18 protein-coding genes and 1 pseudogene are annotated in these 20,132 nt (G+C 42.1%); 9 read left to right on the plus strand and 10 right to left on the minus strand.

Annotation, left to right across the window (positions count from 1 at the left end):
• Nucleotides 1-310, minus strand: a 310-nt coding sequence (locus tag H8B17_RS19780) for an alanine--tRNA ligase-related protein (RefSeq protein WP_262891647.1), incomplete at its 3' end; no start/stop codon positions are given.
• 298 nt (nucleotides 311-608) lie between these two features.
• Between H8B17_RS19780 and H8B17_RS19785 the strand changes: the two genes are divergently transcribed.
• From H8B17_RS19785 to H8B17_RS19800, 4 genes are all read left to right on the plus strand, one after another.
• The gene (locus H8B17_RS19785; RefSeq protein WP_190310973.1) at nucleotides 609-1,460 is read left to right on the plus strand and encodes a universal stress protein; all 852 of its coding nucleotides are present in this window, start codon (nucleotides 609-611) and stop codon (nucleotides 1,458-1,460) included.
• A gap of 11 nt (nucleotides 1,461-1,471) precedes the next feature.
• The gene (locus H8B17_RS19790; protein ID WP_190310974.1) at nucleotides 1,472-2,332 is read left to right on the plus strand and encodes a universal stress protein; all 861 of its coding nucleotides are present in this window, start codon (nucleotides 1,472-1,474) and stop codon (nucleotides 2,330-2,332) included.
• Nucleotides 2,333-2,499: 167 nt separating this feature from the next.
• The gene (locus tag H8B17_RS19795; RefSeq protein ID WP_190310975.1) at nucleotides 2,500-3,846 is read left to right on the plus strand and encodes an OmpA family protein; all 1,347 of its coding nucleotides are present in this window, start codon (nucleotides 2,500-2,502) and stop codon (nucleotides 3,844-3,846) included.
• 156 nt (nucleotides 3,847-4,002) lie between these two features.
• On the plus strand, nucleotides 4,003-5,796 hold the full coding sequence (locus H8B17_RS19800) for a DEAD/DEAH box helicase (protein WP_190310976.1): 1,794 nt from the start codon (nucleotides 4,003-4,005) through the stop codon (nucleotides 5,794-5,796).
• A gap of 92 nt (nucleotides 5,797-5,888) precedes the next feature.
• Here H8B17_RS19800 and H8B17_RS19805 read toward each other — a convergent pair whose 3' ends face one another.
• From H8B17_RS19805 to H8B17_RS19820, 4 genes are all read right to left on the minus strand, one after another.
• Nucleotides 5,889-6,497, minus strand: a complete 609-nt coding sequence (locus tag H8B17_RS19805) for an HPP family protein (protein ID WP_190310977.1) — start codon at nucleotides 6,495-6,497, stop codon at nucleotides 5,889-5,891.
• A 12-nt stretch (nucleotides 6,498-6,509) separates the two neighbouring features.
• Nucleotides 6,510-7,283, minus strand: a complete 774-nt coding sequence (gene rlmB, locus H8B17_RS19810) for a 23S rRNA (guanosine(2251)-2'-O)-methyltransferase RlmB (RefSeq protein ID WP_190310978.1) — start codon at nucleotides 7,281-7,283, stop codon at nucleotides 6,510-6,512.
• Nucleotides 7,284-7,333: 50 nt separating this feature from the next.
• Nucleotides 7,334-9,139 (minus strand): DNA polymerase III subunit gamma/tau, encoded by a 1,806-nt coding sequence (locus H8B17_RS19815; RefSeq protein ID WP_190310979.1) that lies wholly within the window; start codon nucleotides 9,137-9,139, stop codon nucleotides 7,334-7,336.
• A 75-nt stretch (nucleotides 9,140-9,214) separates the two neighbouring features.
• Nucleotides 9,215-9,940: an MIP family channel protein gene (locus H8B17_RS19820; RefSeq protein WP_190310980.1), complete on the minus strand. Its 726-nt coding sequence runs from the start codon at nucleotides 9,938-9,940 to the stop codon at nucleotides 9,215-9,217.
• A 491-nt stretch (nucleotides 9,941-10,431) separates the two neighbouring features.
• On the opposite strand from H8B17_RS19820, the gene H8B17_RS19825 reads away from it, so the two are divergent.
• Both H8B17_RS19825 and H8B17_RS19830 read left to right on the plus strand, forming a co-directional pair.
• Complete coding sequence (locus tag H8B17_RS19825) at nucleotides 10,432-10,572, plus strand: hypothetical protein (protein WP_190310981.1); 141 nt, start codon at nucleotides 10,432-10,434, stop codon at nucleotides 10,570-10,572.
• An 18-nt stretch (nucleotides 10,573-10,590) separates the two neighbouring features.
• Nucleotides 10,591-11,103, plus strand: a pseudogene (locus tag H8B17_RS19830) (DUF6266 family protein); the annotation flags it as partial.
• Here the strand turns inward: H8B17_RS19830 and H8B17_RS19835 are convergent.
• A complete protein-coding gene (locus H8B17_RS19835) occupies nucleotides 11,090-12,088 on the minus strand; it encodes a 2-hydroxyacid dehydrogenase (protein WP_190310983.1) in 999 nt (332 codons plus the stop codon). The pseudogene H8B17_RS19830 and the gene H8B17_RS19835 sit on opposite strands and share 14 nt — an antisense overlap.
• A 193-nt stretch (nucleotides 12,089-12,281) precedes the next feature.
• On the opposite strand from H8B17_RS19835, the gene H8B17_RS19840 reads away from it, so the two are divergent.
• The 3 genes from H8B17_RS19840 (at nucleotide 12,282) to porN (ending at nucleotide 15,516) form a co-directional block, all read left to right on the plus strand.
• Nucleotides 12,282-12,974, plus strand: coding sequence for a hypothetical protein (locus tag H8B17_RS19840; RefSeq protein WP_190310984.1), 693 nt, complete (start codon nucleotides 12,282-12,284; stop codon nucleotides 12,972-12,974).
• A 34-nt stretch (nucleotides 12,975-13,008) separates the two neighbouring features.
• Entirely contained in the window at nucleotides 13,009-14,307 is a 1,299-nt protein-coding gene (gene porK / locus H8B17_RS19845) for a T9SS ring complex lipoprotein PorK/GldK (protein ID WP_190310985.1), read from the plus strand.
• 72 nt (nucleotides 14,308-14,379) lie between these two features.
• Nucleotides 14,380-15,516, plus strand: coding sequence for a type IX secretion system ring subunit PorN/GldN (porN, locus tag H8B17_RS19850; protein ID WP_190310986.1), 1,137 nt, complete (start codon nucleotides 14,380-14,382; stop codon nucleotides 15,514-15,516).
• 87 nt (nucleotides 15,517-15,603) lie between these two features.
• Here the strand turns inward: porN and porM are convergent, their stop codons facing one another.
• The 4 genes from porM to tsaD all read right to left on the minus strand — a co-directional run bounded on the left by porM (nucleotide 15,604) and on the right by tsaD (nucleotide 20,076).
• Complete coding sequence (porM, locus tag H8B17_RS19855; RefSeq protein ID WP_190310987.1) at nucleotides 15,604-17,142, minus strand: type IX secretion system motor protein PorM/GldM; 1,539 nt, start codon at nucleotides 17,140-17,142, stop codon at nucleotides 15,604-15,606.
• A gap of 32 nt (nucleotides 17,143-17,174) precedes the next feature.
• Entirely contained in the window at nucleotides 17,175-17,990 is an 816-nt protein-coding gene (porL, locus tag H8B17_RS19860) for a type IX secretion system motor protein PorL/GldL (RefSeq protein WP_190310988.1), read from the minus strand.
• A gap of 131 nt (nucleotides 17,991-18,121) precedes the next feature.
• Entirely contained in the window at nucleotides 18,122-18,994 is an 873-nt protein-coding gene (locus H8B17_RS19865) for an energy transducer TonB (protein WP_190310989.1), read from the minus strand.
• A gap of 80 nt (nucleotides 18,995-19,074) precedes the next feature.
• Complete coding sequence (gene tsaD, locus H8B17_RS19870) at nucleotides 19,075-20,076, minus strand: tRNA (adenosine(37)-N6)-threonylcarbamoyltransferase complex transferase subunit TsaD (protein ID WP_190310990.1); 1,002 nt, start codon at nucleotides 20,074-20,076, stop codon at nucleotides 19,075-19,077.
• Nucleotides 20,077-20,132 lie beyond the last annotated feature (56 nt).

The raw sequence follows: 20,132 nt of genomic DNA on the forward strand, positions 1-20,132 counted from the left end.
CTTTCTTAAAATAATCGCCGAAAGACCAGTTGCCCAACATCTCAAAAAGCGTATGGTGATAGGTATCGATACCTACTTCTTCCAGATCGTTGTGTTTCCCCGAAACCCGGAGACAGCGCTGGGTATCTGTCACACGGGAATATTTTGCGGCCACCTCTCCCAAAAAAACCTCTTTAAACTGGTTCATCCCTGCATTGGTAAACATCAAAGTCGGATCGTCTTTGACAACAACCGGAGCAGATGGCACAATATGGTGGGATTTGTCCCTAAAAAAACTTAAAAAAACCTCGCGTATCTCTTTACTGGTCATGGAATCCTATATATAATATACTTATTTCGAGGTACAAAAATAGCTAAAAATGCTTGCTCTCACAACGTTTAGAATTCCCGCTATACATGGATAACTTTTAAATTCTAAAAACCACATATTATTTGTACTTTTATACAGTAATGATCAACTTATAATGAAGGAAGCCGGCATGAGCTACCATTTAAAAACGGATATAAATAATGCAGTCCATGCAAACTTCATCATCAAAGAAAACAAACCGAGTGTAACGGGCTCATCTATACCAATGAGATTAAACACTCACAAATATTTTATTTAGATGAAAATTTTAGTACCAACGGACTTTTCGGAAAATGCGTTTTTGGCTGCCCGATATGCCGCGGAAATCGCTAAAAAGCACCAATATAGTTTACATGTTATCCATTTCTACACAGCGATATCATCTGGTTTTGAGGAAAACGAACTAGAAACAGAGCGTGACCAATCTCCTATCTTAAAAGCTGATATTACGATAAAAGAATGGGTGCAAAAACTTCAGGTATTATACCCAAACATACTGATATCGTATCACAATGATCGAGGACTTTTGGATGAAGCGCTCCCTAAAGAAGCAAAAAAGAAAGATTACGTCGCGATTACCATGGGGACTACAGGAGCATCCGCAAACAAAAACATATTTTGGGGGAGCAACACAGCGCTGATTGTAGCGAAATCACCGATCCCAGTTATTGTCATACCCAATATAGAACATATCTCAACAGCTATAGAAAAGGTGGGACTGTTAACCAATTTCAAACAGGAAGAATTAACTACACTTCAAGAGTTTGTCCATATTTTCCATCAGGAGATCGATGTCGCTCTTATACATGTATACAAGGAAAGTGAAAAAGAGACTTCGGTAAACAACCGATTAGCGTCTTGGGCCTTTAATATAGAGGAGTTTTCTGCGGTTCGGCAAACCAATAAGCTAATTGCCCCTACTTTAAAGGAGGATAAAGATCAGGATACTATTCCAGAGGTTATCAGCAAGTTGATCGATAACCAGCATGTTGATATTATTTTAGTTTCAAAGACTCGAAAAACCTTTTTTGAAAGATTATTTACACCATCGGTATCCAAAGCCATGACGTTGAGGTTACAAAAGCCCGCCTTTTTTGGAAAAACCATTTAAACAATTATAGCATGAAAAAAATATTAATACCCGTTGATTTTTCCGAGGACTCATTAACAGCCATCCAATATGCCAGTCAACTCATCTCACAAAATGAGCAAAAACAAAGTGTGGATCTCATCCATGTTTTCACATACCACACCAATTCTTATATAAACCGGCAAGCTTACCCTATTGAAGATCCGCAGATGAAAATTTCGGAAAAAGATATGGAGAGACTCCTAGCGAAACTCCATGGCGAATATCCGGACATTACATTCAACAGCATATTTAAAGACGGCAACCTGTTTGAAGAAATCAGCAAAGTAACTGCATCGTTTAACTATGATGCCGTAATTATGGGAACAAAAGGCTCGTCGGGGCTGGAAGCCATCTTCTTAGGCAGCAACACCTATGATGTGATCCTGAACACAAAAACGCCCGTATTAGGGGTTCCTCAAAACACGAAAGGATTCAAAAAGAACAGAATTGGCTTACTGTGTAATTTCAAAGAAGGCGAAATCGAAGTACTGCAACATGCGATTAAACTTATCGGGAACAACTTTGAGCTGGTATTGATTTATGTCAACAAAGATGACCGCCGCATAAGTGACATCGACGCACAATTTAAAGACTGGATCGAGGAAATCATCAACCGCACAGGTATTCAGAATATTTCTTATACGATAAAACCACAGGTGCTTTATAATCGTGCTGCAGAAAATGTGTCACATGCCATCTCGAATGTTTTAATCGACGAACAGATTGACTTGCTGCTGATTACCCGAAGCCGTAAAAGTATTTTTCGGCGATTAATAGAGGAAAACATTGTACGCAAAATGGCTTACAACATGACTATACCGACCCTATTTGCCCCTGTGCGGCGCACGTAAAGACTGAGGTTTCCTTACTTCATTTTAGCCCTGTTCCTCTCGCTTGTAGCGGCTGGGCTACAATACTGTTTTTAGTAAACAGTAAGCTTTTTTTTGCCGTACTTTTGGCAAAACAATTGTATAACATTGGTGTTGATATAATCAAAATAGTTACTAATAATTCTTATATGAGGAACTTTAACTTTAAAAATTTAGCCATCGTCAGCGTGGCCAGCCTACTGGGCAGTATCTCGGTTGCTCAGGCTCAAAAACAAGCAAGTATTGAAGGCACATCTCCCCTCGGACCGGAAACCCAATACAGAACATGGTCAGTGGGTTTGAATGCAGGCGTATTAAACCAATCCAATATCTTCGGTTTCAATCGGGACGGTTTTGACAAATTGGAACACAACCTTGGATATAGCGCTTACATTAAAAAACAAATTTCCCCATCATTTGGTCTTAAAGCACAATACATGGGTGGAAAAGTCGCTGGTAAAAATGAAGATGCTACAGCGACGGCTGTTGCCGCATTTGAAACAAAAATGCCTTGGTCAGCTGCTTTATCGGGAGAATGGACAATGGCCAACACCAACTGGCGCTTTTTCAATAGTTTTATTAAACCTTATTTCGCGGTAGGTCTTGGTGCACTGAATTTTGAAACAACCGTAACCGATGTTGAGGGCACATCAGCAAAACACGATGCGACCACTAAGCTGTATGTACCAGCAGATTTCGGCTTTAAATTTGCAGTTGCCCGAGGCATTAACATTGATTTAGGTTACCAACTGAATTGGACAAACCAACATTTTGATGGAAAAGCCGGCGGAACATTTAAAAACGATCTTTTTTCCTATGCACACGCGGGGCTTGAAATTGCTTTAGGCAACGAATCTAAACCCGCATTAAACAATTCCAATCCTGTTGCTACACTGGTGAATGATTACACCATGAAGTATGATGATCTCAAAGCGCAAAACGACGCGTTGAGAAAAGAAAACGAAGCGCTATCTTCTCAACTGACCGGATTAAACAATGACCTGCAAGATGATGACGGCGACGGCGTAGCAAATAAATTCGATAAGTGTCCGAATACGCCTGCCGGTGTTAAGGTAGATGGGTCGGGCTGCCCTCTTCCAGAATTAAAAAATGAAACGAAAGTAATCGAAAAGATTGTGGTGACGGAAGAAGACAGGAAAGTGGTAGATGAAGCGATTAAAAATCTGGAGTTTGACTTAGGGAAATCAACTATCCGCTCAAGCTCTTACGCTTCATTGAATAGCGTAGCTGCTCTTCTTATTGAGAAAAACTTCAGCCTGAAGCTAGCGGGACACACCGATAACACAGGTTCTATGCAGACAAACATGCGGTTATCCAAAGAACGCGCAGAGGCTGTCAAAGCTTATCTCGTATCAAAAGGAGCCAACGCTTCTCGTATCGAAGCTACAGGCTATGGCCCAACACAACCAATTGCTACGAATGCGACAGCGGATGGTCGTCAGCAAAACCGTCGCGTAGAATTTACATTGTACTAAGGCAGGAAACAACAAAATAAAAAAGGCTGCTCTTCCATTTGAGCAGCCTTTTTTTATGCACACCTCGTAAAAAATAGAATATTATTTTTTTAAATAAAAAAATACCCTTATCTTTGCACCGCCTTAGGCAATAGAGCCTATTGTATAATTTATTTCATGAACCCATTTTTAGACTTGGGAATCCGTCATGAAGTTGTTAATGCCATCACTGAGATGGGTTTTGAGAAACCATCTCCTATTCAGGAAAAAGCCATTCCTGTTTTAATGACTGGTAACGACGATTTTGTCGGATTAGCCCAAACCGGCACAGGAAAGACAGCGGCATTTGGTCTTCCACTTTTAGAGTTAATCGACTTTACTCAAAAGCACCCGCAGGCGTTAGTATTATGTCCTACGCGTGAGCTCTGCTTACAAATTGCAAAAGATTTAGAGAAATATGCAAAGTACATGGACGATGTACATGTTGTTGCTGTATACGGTGGCGCAAATATTTCTGACCAGCTACGCCAGATTCGTCGCGGCGTACAGATTGTGGTAGCTACCCCTGGACGTATGTTGGACATCATCGGCAGAAAAGCAATCGACTTCTCGAATGTGAAGTATGTTGTATTGGACGAAGCAGATGAGATGTTGAACATGGGGTTCCAAGAGGACATCAACAACATCCTTTCGGAAACACCCGAAATTAAGAAAACATGGTTGTTTTCAGCAACTATGCCAAAAGAGGTACGTCGTATAGCACAAAACTACATGACCAACCCACAAGAGCTTACCGTTGGTACAAAAAACACCGGTAATGAAAACATTGAACACCATTATTATGTCATTAAGGCTAGAGACAAATATGCGGCGTTCAAACGTATTGTAGATTATTCCACAGATATTTTCGGAATTGTATTCTGTCGTACAAAGATTGAAACACAGGAAATCGCAGAAGCCTTGGTACGGGATGGCTATAATGCAGACTCGTTGCATGGAGATTTATCTCAACAACAACGCGATAAAGTCATGAAACGCTACCGCGACCGTAGCTTACAATTGCTCATTGCAACAGATGTAGCGGCTCGTGGTATCGATGTAAACGATGTGACACACGTTATCAACTTCTCCTTACCGGATGAAGTGGAGAACTACACACACCGTTCAGGTCGTACAGCTCGCGCCGGTAAGACCGGTATCTCTCTTTCATTAGTAAACGTTAAAGAAATAGGGAAAATCCGTCGTATCGAAAAAATCATCGGCAAACAGTTTGAGAAGAAACAAATACCTCAAGCTACCGAAGTTATTGAAAAACAACTTCTTGCTATGATGAACAAAATACATAATGTTGAAATCAACGAGGAAAAAATAACACCATACCTTCCTAGTATTATGGAAAGTATGCAGGACTTATCAAAAGAAGACATCATCAAACGCTTCGCTTCACTAGAATTCAACCGTTTCTTGGATTATTACCAAAATGCGCCAGACTTGAATGCTGACGCCCGCGAAAGAGACGGCGACCGTGGAGAAAGAGGAGAGCGCGGAGAACGTAGAGAAAGATCTGTTTCCAAGGGATTCACACGTTTGTTCATAAACCTTGGTTCTGTAGATGAGTTTTCACGTGGTGATATGCTCGGCCTTATTTGCGACGCCGCAAATATTTCTGGAAAATCAGTCGGAAAAATCGATATGAAAGGTGTATTCACTTTCTTCGAGGTGCAAGATGCTGACGTGAAGAAAGTGTTTGACGGATTCCAGGGTACGGAGTACAATGGTCGTGCGGTTCGCGTCGAAGTATCCGGCGAAGAAAGTCGTGGAGGTGCTCGTCGAGGCGGTGACAGCGGCGGAAGACGCAGAAGCGGCGGTGGAGATAGAGACAGAAAAGGAGGCTCTTTCAGAGGCGACAGACGTAGTTCTGGAGGCTTCGGAGGAGAACGCAGACGCTCTGCTTCACGCTCCAAGTATTAAGCAAATAGCGCTCAGCTTTTATAAGTTGGCTTCCAAACAAAAAGCCGGTTTTTCATTCAGAAAAACCGGCTTTTTTTGTTCTTCAGAAAACCTTAACGTCTTCCTCCAAGTCGTCTGGCTTTTAAATGCTTTCGTCGAGAGCGACGCAATCGCGAATATTTAACTGGATAATGGCGCTTTGTGGTTATATTATTGAAAACAAGTGCAGTGAGGAGTAAAATCAATGCCCCAGATAAAACCGGACTAAACACATACCAATATCCCATCGAAGCCACTTTTGTACCCCCCGTCACCGCGATCAATGCCGTCGCTCCACCCGGAGGGTGAAGTGTTCGGGTCATTTGCATAAAAACAATAGAAGAAGCTACTGCTAGCGGGGCCGTAAGCCAGATAACGGGAGGCAACAAGTATGCCACCGTCACGCCCACAAAAGCAGATACCACATGCCCACCAACTAGATTCCGAGGTTGTGCCAATGGACTTTGTATCGCTCCATACACTAATACCGAAGAGGCACCAAACGAGCCTATTAAAAATACATTCTCCAATATGGGCAAATGTAACGATTGAATAAAGGCAATAATAAAAATGCCGACGAAAGCGCCGACAAAAGACCAAAAATGTTCACGGGGATCAACGAGTGTTTCTCGGTAAAAAACGTATCGATATACGCGAAGTTGCCTATAAATTTGCTTTTTCAACTATGACAACCCCTATTTATGACGTTGACGTATAGCTTCATAAATGACAACACCCGCCGAAACAGATACATTAAGGGATTTTATTTCACCAAACATAGGTATTCTTGCCAATTTATCTGAAACACGAATTAAGTCATCTGACACACCCACATCTTCCGCTCCCAAAACAATACAGGTTGGGACTGTATAATCCACATCGTAAACAGAGTCTTTTGTTTTCTCCGTACTCACGACCAACTGCACCCCTGATTCGATCAGGAAACGTGCGGTACGGCCCAATACATCTTCCCGACAGACCGGGATCTTGTATAGTGCTCCTGCGGAAGTTTTAATCGCATCTGGATTGATTTCCGCCGAACCTTTTTTAGGAACAATAAGGGCATGAATTCCTGCACATTCTGCTGTTCGCGCAATAGCTCCCATATTACGAACATCCGTTACACCATCCAACATCAACAAAAGTGGTGTTTCTCCTTTTTCGTAAATCACGGGTAATAAATCTTCGATACGCTGGTAAGTAATAGGCGAGATTACACCAATGACTCCCTGATGGTTTTTTCGAGTAAGACGATTTAACTTCTCTATAGGCACCTGTTGATAGCCCATATTATGCTCTTTCAACAACGATTTTAACTCTAAGAAGAGACTACCACTTAACCCGCGCTGAATAAACAATGATTCTATTTCCTTACCGCTATCTATCGCTTCAATAACAGCACGGATACCGAACACCATTTGATTTGATTCTCGCTTTTCTCCTCTTTCCTTATGTTGGAAGTTTCGCATATTCTTAAATTAGAAATTATTCGGGCAAAGATAACAAAAGAAAGGGGGATTTAACTCAGTCCAAGATTAAATGCTTTACGCAGTGTTTCCAAAGCGGGATTTTTGGAGACCATCGCCTGATATTTTTCTACCGACGTATAGGGCTTACGAACTTTGGTGACCTCTACTTGCACGCCTGTTATGTCAAGCGAAAAGTTTTGCAACGCTACGCGCAAGTAATTTAACATATCTATTTTACCTAGTTTAAGCTCATCCATCTGTACTGCATTCTCTACATCCACTTCAATCATTACACCGTTTAAACGCGGAGGATTAGCCGTCATAATCGTATAGAGCGTAATGCGATTTGTTTGCTTCAGACGGTCTGCAAAGGTATTCCATTGGCCAATAAATGTATTGAAAGTCACTTCTCGAAACTCACTACCTTCGACAAGGTCCGGTTTATCTGTTTCCGCTTGCGCCTTATCTTCAAAAATAGTATTTAAGTTTGGCACATCTACCGAAGTAGAAATTTTACCCCAACCTTTTTTTATTGCTTTATTGGCTCCTGTTATCACCGATTTCTCTATTGTAGGTGTAGGGGCGGTGATTGATGTCGATGGCGTTGCAGGCGTCTGCGGTTGCGGTGTTGCCGGAGCCGTTTTTGCCACAGGCACACTATTCGTGACCGTCACCGGGTGGCTTATCGCTGGTTCAGAGAGTTTTTTTTTTACCTCTGATGTAACAGCGGATGTAAGACTTCCCTGCTGACTTAATATAATAGCTGACGCTATATGACACATCTTCAACAGCGCTAACTCTACTTGTAAACGTTGGTTTTTGCTGGTTTTATAATTTATTTCACATTGATTCGCAACATTCAGCACAGAGAGCAAAAGACCCGAACTAAGTGCCTGTGATTGTTCCAGATACATTCGCTTAATATTCTCACTTACTTCGAGCAATTTCAGTGTTGCGGGCTCTTTAGAAACTAATAGATTACGTGTATGTGTCGCTAGACCACTAATGAAATGGCCACCATCAAAGCCGTTATTTAGAACTTTATCAAAAATCAACAGGGCCTGAGCAGCATCCTCTGCCGCCACATGGTCCATTAATTGGAAGTAGTAATCGTAATCGAGAATATTCAGATTATCGATTACCGTTTGATAGGTAATATGCTTATTCGAAAAGCTTACGATTTGGTCAAACATCGAAAGTGCATCCCGAAGTCCACCATCAGCCTTTTGAGCAATAACATGCAACCCATCCGATTCGAACGCTATATCCTCTTTCTGTGCGATACTGGCCAGGTGATTCGCCATATCTTCAACCTTAATTCGATTAAAGTCAAATATCTGACAACGGGAAAGAATAGTAGGAAGAATCTTATGCTTTTCTGTGGTCGCGAGAATAAAAATTGCATAGGAAGGCGGTTCTTCCAACGTTTTCAAAAACGCATTGAAAGCTGCCTGCGAAAGCATGTGCACCTCGTCAATAATATAGATTTTATATTTCCCGACCTGTGGCGGAATTCGAACTTGTTCGATCAGGCTACGGATATCATCCACCGAATTATTAGATGCCGCATCCAATTCGTGGATACTAAACGAATTTCCTTGTTGAAAAGATTTACAGCTCTCGCAAGTACCGCAGGCTTCGACGTGCGGCGTGATTTGCTCACAATTTATTGTTTTCGCTAAAATACGGGCGCAGGTTGTTTTACCCACACCACGCGGCCCACAAAACAAAAAAGCTTGTGCCAATTGATTATTGTGGATCGCATTTTTGAGCGTACTCGTAATATGCTGCTGCCCCACAACAGAGTCGAAGGTCACCGGGCGATATTTCCGTGCTGAAACAATAAAATTATCCATTGCACGAATATAAGGATTTTAAAAAGTAAACGCTACAAAATAAAGGGTAAAAAAACGGGGGTCAAAATTGACCAACTATACGCTCACCGCTTTCGGTTCTATTACTTTCCACACGATAGCCGCTATCACAGCCCCGACAATAGGTGCTACAATAAATAACCACAACTGCGATAAAGCCTGTCCGCCAGCCAGCAACGCAGGTCCAAAAGAACGGGCGGGATTAACAGATGTACCCGTAACCGGGATAGCAACAAGATGAATTAATAACAACGTAAAGCCTATTGCCAAACCTGCCATAGTACCGTTACCCACTTTAGAAGTAGTCGCTAAGATAACGATTAGAAAAATGAAGGTCAAAACCGATTCTGTCAGGAACGCGGCAGCGGTCCCGTATTCATTTTGGTATCCTTCACCCCATCCGTTTGCACCATACGCCCATTCGCCAGCTGTAAAACCTGCCAGTTGACCCTGCAGTATCTGTTGCAAAACAAATGCGCCAAGAAGTGCACCTAGACCCTGTGCGATGATGTACACCACCGCGTCTTTTACAGAGATTCTACCTGCCGACAATACACCAATCGTGACCGCTGGATTGATATGGCAACCGGAAATACCACCAATAGCGTAAGCAAACACCACCACGGAGAGACCAAAAGCCGTAGCTATGCCCAGTAATCCCAAACCAGATAAGCCCGCGACAGTATCTATGCCGGCAATAGCTGCCGCACCACATCCAAAAAGAACCAAACCAAATGTACCAATCAACTCGGCAACAAACTTCGAAGATATCTTAACTTCCATAATACTATAGTTTAAATTAGCAATGCACTAATTTAATGATTCAAATCGATTGCGCTGCTATCAAAAAAAAAGTTTTGTAGAATTTATACGACAAGCCCTAAATAATCAATGTGTCAATAAGTTAGCCTATTGTCTATTTAAACAATTTTAAGCCTGTTCTTTTTGGAGCTTAATCGCTATACAGGCTGTAGTTGTCTCATTTAACATTGTCGTTAATTATCTACGACAATATCGCATTATACGCTTATGCTTCCCCTGTTCTGTTCAGCGTCTCCACACATCCTTATCACAGTTTATTTTTTTTAATAAATAAATAGGCTTTAATAGGGACTTTATTCGGACTTTGTTCGGAGATCATTCGGATAAAAGCATATAAACCCCGATTGAAATTCCTATAATATCACACTAAAATATTTTGTTATTATAAATTTAATATTTGATTGATATCTTACTATTTCCTATCTTAATCCTGTATTATAAATTTTCAGACTATGGCAAGAGTTAAAAATGGTGTGAATGGAACGGTTTCAGGCAAAGTAGGACCATCCGTTTTTTGTAAATGGAAAGACATTTATTACGTCAGAAGCCTGCCCCGCATAACGAAAAAGCGAAAACCTACCTCAGGGCAGTAAAAGAATCAGAGCAAATTCGCTTTTATGCAAGAATCTCTTTCCTCCATTGTCCGTTTTGTTCGTTTGGGCTTTATGGAGTATGCCCCAAATCGTACAGGACATAACTCTGCGATGTCGTATAACCTTCGCGAAAGCGTTATTGTGGAAGACGGACGCTACCGTCTAGATTACGAAAAGTTTGCCATAAGCCGCGGACTGCCATCTCCGGTTTCCAACGTTGGGATCCATCAGGAGAACGGCCATGTCATCATACGATGGAATGTGGATGATGTCTTCAGACAGAAGTACGGAGAAAGAATGTTTCGGTGCATAGCATTGCTCTATCCCGATAACGGTGTAGATCCCAGAAATACCGCCGGCGTATTGCAAGATAGTTATCTGGAAGACCATGAACAGATTATTTCGATAGAACATGCACCCCAGGACACAATCTATCACGTTTACCTGGCGTTTCTTGCTTCTGATGGGAGTAATATCAGCACCGATAGTATATATCTGGGTAAAATTACAAAAGAGTCTACACGAGTATAGCTTGCTTATTAAACGGTTCACGACCGAGGAGCAATTCCTCGATATTTTTTAGCGTGGTAGAGGCTATTTGCGTCAATGCTTCGTGCGTGAAGAATGCTTGATGAGCCGTAATCAGTACATTCGGGAAACTCATCAAACGCTGTAGCGTGTCGTCTTCAATGATCGTATCACTTAAATCTTTAAAAAACAATTTTTCTTCCTGCTCATATACATCAATAGCAATCCCCCCAATTTTGCGGGTTTTTAATGCGTCGATTACAGCCGAAGTATCGATTAACGCACCTCGACTCGTGTTGAGTAAAATGACCCCATCTTTCATTTGTTGAATGGTCGATTGCGTAATCATATGTTTATTCTCGGGTGTTAATGGGCAATGGAGTGAAATAATATCGGAAGATCTATATAAAGTATCCATATCCACATACAACACGCCGATGTCCTTCAGTTGTTCATCTTCATAGATATCAAAAGCAAGCAATTCACATCCAAACCCCTTCGCTACGTGACAAAAAGCCTTGCCAATCTTTCCTGTCCCAACAATACCGATTGTCTTCCCATGAAGATTAAAGCCCAATAAACCATTCAACGAAAAATTCTGTTCGCGTACACGGTTATAGGCCTTATGTGTCTTACGATTCAATGTCAGCAACATCGCCATAGCATGTTCTGCCACCGCTTCGGGAGAATAGGCCGGAACGCGGCACACCGAGATACCAAACTCTTGTGCAGCATCCAGATCTACATTATTAAAACCTGCACAGCGCAAAGCCACGATTTTCACACCGCGTGAAGCCAGCACTTTGAGCACTTCCCGGTTTACACGATCATTGACGAAAACGCATACCGCATCCACATCGTTTACCGCTTCTACAATATGAGGGCCTAAATGTGTTTCATAAAACTGATATGCAAAACGTCGATCTTGGTTTTCACGGTCGAAAAACACGCGGTCATAAGGTTGGGTGGAAAAGAATGCTATTTTCATAGCGCTAAATATAGAAAAAAGAACAAAAAAAATACAATATGACAATTAAGGCAGGATAATTGCTTTCATTGTATCGATTTTTGATGTAGTGGGCAAACTACAAAAGATATTTTTAATAATTCAATACATAAATATGAAGCTTGAATGAGTGGCAACTCATGCATGCTTTATTGCCACTAAAATAATTTATATAATGAAAAAAGGTATATTTTCCGTTTTTGTTTTGTTCGTTTTTTTCTCAACGCAAGCTGTTTTCGCTCAATTTTCTCGTCCGATAAGTATCGGTGCGGGTGCAGGTGGTACAATGGTCTGGGCCGATTTGGGAAATACGGACACGCGATTTGCAGGATACATCGAAGCGGAAGGATTAGTAACTCCTTTTATCTCGGTTGGGGTTAAAGGCGAAAAAGGGATATTGAGCGCTTACGGGTGGAACAGTGATTTTGAGAACTCCTACCACGCTATCAATGCCAATGCGAAAGTAAGGCTCGGTCAGTTTCTATCTCTTCCGGCCAACTACAGCTATTATACATTGGGTGCGAGCACATTCAGCAAAATATTGGCTAACATCTATGTCGGCGCTGGTGTAGGCGTAATGAAAAACAACATCGATCACCGTATAGACCCAAACTATCGGACATCTATCGAAAACGTAGGTGGAGAGATTTCAGAAGATTTGAGTTCCCATCAATTGACTATCCCACTCCACGTTGGCTTGGATATACCTATCGGACGTACACTCTATGGCCCCCGTTGGGCAATCAACATCAATTATCAACAGTCCTTTCTTCCCAAGGATAATGTTGATGGTGTTATTAATAGCAAGATGGATCAATATTCCTATCTTTCTTTAGGGGTAAAATTAGCCTTGTTTAATCGTAATTAATATCGAACATCCATAGCTTATAAATTATAGTATAATGAATAAGAAGAATTTGAGACACAGATTATCCCAACCTCGAACTATTATTATTGCACTTTTAACGTCGTTAATAGTCGTCGCGGCTTGTAAATCAAACAATTTTTATAGCGCACCAAAAGTATCCGCTTTTAGGGGTGGCAAACTCCCTGCTCCTCCGGGCATGGTATACGTTCCATCGGGAACAATTTTATACAAAGGCTCCCTAGATAGTGGAGATGTGGGCAAAAACGTCAGTCTGAGTGCATTCTTTATTGACGAAACAGAGGTCACCAACAAGCAATACCGCCAATTCGTCAACTGGGTGGCGGATTCTGTCGCGATAACAGATTATTTAAACGATGACCAGTATTTCTTGGACATTGCCGGTGAAGATGGGCAACGCCGCATCAACTGGAAACGGGTAAAGCGCGTGTCGCCAATATGGCGCAGTAATGATCCTGCTATTCAGGAACAACTTGCACCGATGCTTGCTATGAAGGGTTCCCGCAGAACACTAAACCCCGAAGCTGTTAAATATCGGTTTTCCTATTTGAAATCAAACGGACGTACAGAAACCGAATACGTAACCGATACCGTTGCGGTGATGCCCACTGAAGACATTTGGTCTGAGGATTTCCCCAATGCTCAGCTAGCTTCCATGGATGCCAATTACTTTACACATGAATCGTTTGATTATTATCCGGTAGTCGGCGTTACTTGGAAACAGGCACGTGGTTATACGGACTGGCGCGGAAAAGAGTTGATGGCTAATATCATGAAAAATTCTTATTTGAATGGTTATCATCTCACCTTTAGCTTACCAACAGAAGCACAGTGGCAATATGCTGCCGAAGGAAAACTCGATCCACGAGACACCATATCGGGAACTCGCCTAACAATTGATGGTAAAGAAGGTAAAAAGAAATTGGCCGTTAATTACAAGCAAGGAGAAGGCACCTACTCACAAGATGGGTCAACCTTTACCGTTCCAGCAAAATCGTATACTCCAAATGCTTTTGGTATTTACAATATGGCAGGAAATGTAGCGGAGTGGACGTTGGATGCCTATAGCCCCTCTGCTATTGCTTTCGTTAACGATTTGAATCCAGTTCTATTATACGATGCAAACGAAAGTGATAGCGACGCCTTGAAAAGAAAAGTAGTAAGAGGAGGTTCATGGAAAGATAACGGCGAACAGCTAAACAGCGAAACCCGTAACTATGTGGTAGACTATGAACCACATTCTTACATCGGTTTCCGCTGTGTGATGTCTGCAGTGGAAATGCCGACACAACAAGTTAAAACCAGGAAATATTAATTAGAAAGTTAAGAAGGTTAATAGCGTTAAAAAGACCTTAGCAACTTTATATTAAACATAAAATTAGCAGAAATGAAAATTTTAATAGCAGCGGCTTTACTACTTGGGGTTAATCACCTCATGGCACAACAGGAAGTCGATATTCCACCTCAACAGGACACCTCTCGGATGGATACGCTCCAACAGGACGTATTTTTAGGGAATGAACAAAACGCACTTTCTTATGATACAACCAATCAGGAGGTATTAATGGATACGATTCCCGTCACGGATGGTTTCTATCAGGCAAACAACCTAGAAGATGCCGTTCCATTTGCCTATCCTAAAGTGAATATGAAAAATATCCGCTTTTATAAGCGGGTTTGGAGGGACATCGATCTGTCCAATGAAGAGAATTATATCTATGCCATTCCGGGCGCCTCCTTAATTGAGGCCATCATGAAAGGAATAAACGAAGGAAAATTAACGCCTTACAGTCCGGAGGATGATTCTTTCAAAACAAAAATGACCGCGAGCGAAGGTGTCGCGCGTTTTGCAGATAGCGTATTGGTTCCAATTTTTGACGAGGAAGGGAATCAGATCGATGCACAAATGGCCTTAAATGAATTTAACCCCGAACGTGTCACAAAATTCAGAGTCAAAGAAGATATTTTCTTCGACAAACAGCGTGGCCGTCTAGAGACACGCATTATCGGTGTAGCACCGTTAATGGATATTTCTTCTTCCGCAGAACTTGCAGAATCCGTAGGTTCAACACCTGCATTCTGGTTGTATTTCCCTCAATTGCGCTATACGTTGGTGAAGGTTGATGTTTCTGATCCGGATAGAGGACTTTATGATATGAGCATGGATGATCTTTTTGTGCAACGGAAATTTGCCAGTACGATTGTCCGAGAATCCTCGCCTAGTGCTATGCGTCAAGAAGCACAATATGCAGAAAACGCTTTACAACAGCTGCAGGAAGCTCAACAAATCGAAGATAAATTGGAAACGTATAAGGAGAAGCTTTGGTCTGCTCCAAAAGGTATAAATCAAGAAGAGCTTGAAAATTACCAACCACCGGTGCAACAACAAAAGAACACGCCGTCTGTGAGCGATCCATCAGGTACAACGCCAACAACAACTGCAGAAGAAGAGACGCCCCTCGAAACAGAAAGTCAACAAAATCAAGAACAACAGCCTACCGAAGAAACGGAAGGATTGGAATAGGCGTTGCTATTTTACAGTGTATTATATCATAATAAAAAATGCCACTTGAAAGTGGCATTTTTTTATTATTCGCAAATTCCTTGCGTGCTAGTTTGCTGTTAAAGCGACAGCGTTCAATTGTCTTGGAGATCCATCTGGACCTACCGCTATAATATTGTCAAATATTACTCTAGTGCCCGGAACAATTCCATTTAGTGCGGTTTTCATACTGGAGCTTAGCGTACCTCCATTGGTAGAAAGTACGATGGCGTCTGCTCGCGGTTTGGCAATGATCATACTGAATTTAGTGACTTTAAATTTAGCATCAAAGTCGAAGTTATCCAACGATGCAAATACGGCATTTTGTGCTTTAAGTGCTACAGTCGCCATATTTCCTCCTGTTTTCCCTCCAAACTTAGCAATCGGATCTGGAATTCTTTTTACTCTAAATTCGGTTGTACTCAACGTTTGTGTTTTGCCTGGCGCAACTTCCGCAGACACCGATATACGAGCCGTACCCGGTGCGCTTACCGTCACGTTATATTTCCCACCAGCGCCCGAAATACGCCCTCCTCCACCATTCATACTGACATTTATCTTATTGGTGGGTGTACCTGGTGCAGAAACAGAAATGGGGTTATTGACGCCTATATACAGTACATTCATTTTATCTGGTGAAACGACAGCCGATGGACGCGCTACCTGATAGGTCTGTTCTGGGGTACGGTATTCTTTAACCGTGCCATCGGTTTGCTGTACTTTAATCGTTCCCGTCCACGTAAAAACACCTTCCTGACTAGTAGGAACCGAGTATACACCTTTTCCATCCACCACTTGTAACGGATTTCCGTTTACACTAATCGATGGCGCTGACTTGGAGTCGGATGCAGTCAAAAAGACTTCTGCGGTATAAGGTTGCCCTTGTACAAGATATGAAGTAGGCGCTACGGCTACCGCAGCAAACTTATCCAAGTTCACAACGGCTTGATCCATTTTGCCCAGAATAAGCTTCACCACGTCTGATTCTGCGTTCTGCGCATCCACTTGTATCTTGGTCAGTGTGGTCATCGCAGCCGTCAAGGGTGTTCCACTCCCGAAGTTGACTTCTTCCCATTTCCTTTTGCCGTTAGCAGCCTTCGCTGGGTCTTTTGCTTCCAATGAAAACGAAACGGATTTCCGGTCATCTTCATTCAATAACGACAATAGTTTTTCCCGAGTAGTATTTATTTTTTCCTTTAGTTCCGTACCTCTTTTACCATTTATCATAAGATGCGGTGCGATATCCGCATTTTCCCGTCGTACCAAATCACCTGTATCCTCATCATATCCACCGCCCTGTTTCTCAAATTCCTGTTTCAATTCCATAATGTATTGATCCAATTCATCGACAACGGCGCGCGCCTGTTTTGCTTGTTCATAGATAGGTTTCGCCCGTTCGGGTTCTTCTTTTAATTTCGTACTCTCAAATGCAGCAAACAACTGTTCTACCGAACTGTCCACATTGGATTTCGACGTCTCTAGACTATCATTGATGTTTTTAAAGGCATCTAATATGGAATTTGGTACATTTAATGCGAGTAAGGCGAGCAATACCAAATATAGAATATTGATCATGCGTTGCCTTGGAGTCTCTCTTCCGTAAGCCATTCTTTTCCTTTTTTGTTATAAAATGATTTTTCCTACACACGTGGCTGATTCATCGCCGTCAACATACCACCATACACGGTATTCAAGGCTGCTAGATTTTTAGCCAACTTGTTCACTTCTTCTTTAAATACTTTCGAGTCATCTAAAGATTCATTGAAGTTTTTCATTGTATAACTTAAGCTCTCGTAGAATTGATTCATAGATTGGAGATGGGATGCGGAATCCCTTAACTCCCGTTCGTACATGTCGTTTAAAGACTGCAAATTGTTGGTGAGATTTTGTACCTGTTGATGGTAACCGGCAGTATCCGTATTTGTATTGGACATCGCTACAAGATTGGCAGATGCCTTTTCAAAAGCTACACTGAGGTTATCAAACTTTGAACTCGCATACTTCAATTTTTCCGTAAATTCATTCGCCGCGAACGATACATCTGATATTTGGTTGATCGCTGAAACCTTATCACCAAAATCGCGTAATCCTCTTCCCAAATTTTCAATCAGTGCAGGTTCTATCTTTGCATCAGCGAACATTTTATCGAGTTTCTCTGTCGCGGATGGTCCTGCCGGTTGTTGACTAAGTGCAACAGAACGTTGCGGCAACTCTCCGGTATAATTCTCATCCAATTCAGGGTATATCCGCTCCCAGGCATGTTCCTTTGGTGGCGGGTTGAATCCCATCAGGAAAAAAAGGAAGGCTTCCACCGCTAAACCAATACCAATCATATAGTTAGCAAATGCTCCCCCTATATATAGTATCTTAAATAGGACGCCAATAATAACGATACTAGCTCCCCATGAGATAGCAACGTGCAACCATCTTGAATTGTCTTTTTTCTTTACACTCATATTTTATTAATTTTTGTAGCATTGTGATGTCTCACTAAACGATATATGGAAACGATCTCAAAGTACTAGCAATAAAAATACCACAAATCGTAAACGGAAAAAAGTTAAGCGTAAAGACGCGAACGTTAGTCTTACAACGTACTCAATTTGATAGGCAATGTATATTTTACCCGAACATGGCGCCCATTTTGAACGCCAGGCTTCCATTTCGCTGCTTTTTTTAACACGCGGATTGCCTCATCACCTGTACCAAATCCAATATCCCGCAACACCGTAATGTCCGTTAAGGTGCCATCAGTTTCTACGACAAAGGAGACAACTACGGCACCCTTAATTCCTTGTTCCAAAGCCCTGTCCGGATAGGCATAGTTTTTTCCTACCCAATTCACAAATGCGGCCATACCGCCCATGGGTTCTGGCATCACCTGTACCGACACAAACGGTTCCCCGTTATTTAATGCGCCCCCGTCGGGATCGCCCGTAGCTGTTCCGGTAATATTTCCCAATTCCTTTGTAGGGCCAAACTCTCCTTTTGCAACAAAGGAGCCGCCGTCGACTTTTTTTAGCGTAAGCCGGGCCGTCATCTTGTCTTTCAAATCATCTTGCGAGGCAACATCCTCAACCGCTCGATTACGATCAGTTATCACGGGTTCTACAAAACGGATCAGGTCCTGGCCAGGTGGGTCTTGTGCAATCTTTTGGACGGGTTGTTCTGCAGGAAGGATCACTTCCTCTTCTTTTGGCGGTTCGGGAATGGCCAACCGGTCGAGCGTCACAGGGATACTGTAGTCAATTGTTGGTGCCGAGCTTGTAGCCGGCATACGGTCGTAGGCATATTTTCCAACGACCAACAAAGCAACAGCAAACACCACAGTAAGTAAAGCTTGATTCGTCGCGGCGGCAGAATGACGTCGTAAATCGTACGCTCCGTAGGCTTGGTTGCGAGCAGAAAAAACGACATCCAGCCATTCTTTCGCGTAAATATCTAGTTTGTTGTTCCACATAACGAAAAGTGTTGAGGTTTACATCTTTTCTTTCAGGATGACAACAAGGTGAAAATTCCATAATTAATTTTCGTGTACGGTTACATGTGCATCCGTGCTAAAGGAGCAATGTCTTGATCGACAAATTCTTGTCGCAAATATTTATGGTAACCCGCGATGGCGATCATAGCGGCATTATCTGTACAGTATTCAAATTTGGGAATGAATACATTCCAGTGGTATTGCTTACCCATTTCCAGCAGCGCTCTACGTAACCCCGAGTTCGCAGACACCCCTCCCGCAATGGCCATATCCCGCACACCAGTTTGTTCTGCCGCTCTCTTCAGCTTATTCAATAAGATAGACACAATCCGCTGCTGTACCGAAGCACATACATCCGCTATATTTTCCATTAAAAAATTAGGATTTTTCTTTTCTTCGGCCTGCACCATATATAAAATAGCGGTTTTAAGACCGGAAAAACTAAAATTCAATTCCGGAATCTGTGGTTCGGGCAATTTATAGGCATTCGGATTTCCTGTCTGCGCGTATTTATCGATTAATGGCCCTCCAGGATAAGGTAAGTTCAGTATTTTGGCGGTTTTGTCAAAAGCTTCTCCCGCGGCGTCATCGAGTGTTTGTCCAAGCACCTCCATCTCAAAATAGTCTTTTACCAACACAATCTGTGTATGGCCGCCCGATACGGTCAGGCAGAGAAAAGGAAAGTTGGGTTTCGGCTCCTCAATAAAATGGGCGAGGATATGTGCTTGCATGTGGTTGACCTCAATCAGCGGAATTTGGCGGGCCAATGCAAACGACTTCGCAAAAGACGTACCGACCAAAAGCGAGCCTAAAAGTCCGGGACCTCGCGTAAAAGCCACCGCATCAACATCATTTTTGTGTATTTTTGCCTGTTGAATGGCTTCATCCACCGTTGGGATGATATGTAGCTGGTGTGCCCGGGATGCTAATTCGGGTACGACACCTCCATATTTTGCATGAATTGCTTGACCAGCAATAATATTTGATTTAATTTCACCGTCTATACATATAGAGGCCGAAGTTTCATCACAAGAAGACTCGATACCGAGGATAACAGCCATTGTACAATGTTTAAATAGAATACAAAAATATCAAAAAAATACTTAAAATAACGTTC

This window comes from Sphingobacterium arenae (assembly GCF_014692505.1).
Lineage (GTDB): Bacteria > Bacteroidota > Bacteroidia > Sphingobacteriales > Sphingobacteriaceae > Sphingobacterium > Sphingobacterium arenae.